We start from the raw sequence: 452 nt of genomic DNA, 5'->3' as shown, positions 1-452 counted from the left end.
TCGCTTGGAGGGGTGGTCTGGCGCGCGGGATAGTCGGTACGGTGTAGCCGTGACGCGAGTCGAAGCAGTGGATGGTAGGCAGGACGTGCGTTACGTGGTTGTCAGGTGGTGACTGAATGGCGGCCTGGGCAGGGCGTTCGGACGAGTCGAGCTGGCGGAACAGGCCGCCCAGTGCACGCGCGTCGGCCGGGCGCAGGAAGGGGTACAGCGCGCGGATCAGCGCGCTCACCGAGGTTGTTACGGGCATAGACTGGTCCGGCAGCGGACCGAACGCGGAGGGCAGCGCGGCCACCATGCAGCCGGAGAGGAAAAGATAGCGGCGGTAGGTGCTGTTGAAGGGCATCTTGATGGAGATCAGCTTATGCTGGCCGATGAAGCCGGGCCAGCAGCCCAGCGAATGGGTGTACTTCGACGAGTCGGCATCGTAGGCGGCCATATCGGCGCGCATGATC

The 452-nt window shown here is 65.3% G+C and carries 1 pseudogene; it reads right to left on the bottom strand.

Annotated features, from left to right (window positions below):
- Positions 1-452 (bottom strand): annotated as a pseudogene (locus A6V37_RS19270) (isocitrate lyase); the annotation flags it as partial.

The sequence above is a fragment of the Paraburkholderia ginsengiterrae genome, from assembly GCF_001645125.1.
Classification (GTDB): Bacteria; Pseudomonadota; Gammaproteobacteria; order Burkholderiales; family Burkholderiaceae; genus Paraburkholderia; species Paraburkholderia ginsengiterrae.
This window is presented reverse-complemented; position numbering and strand designations above follow the sequence as displayed.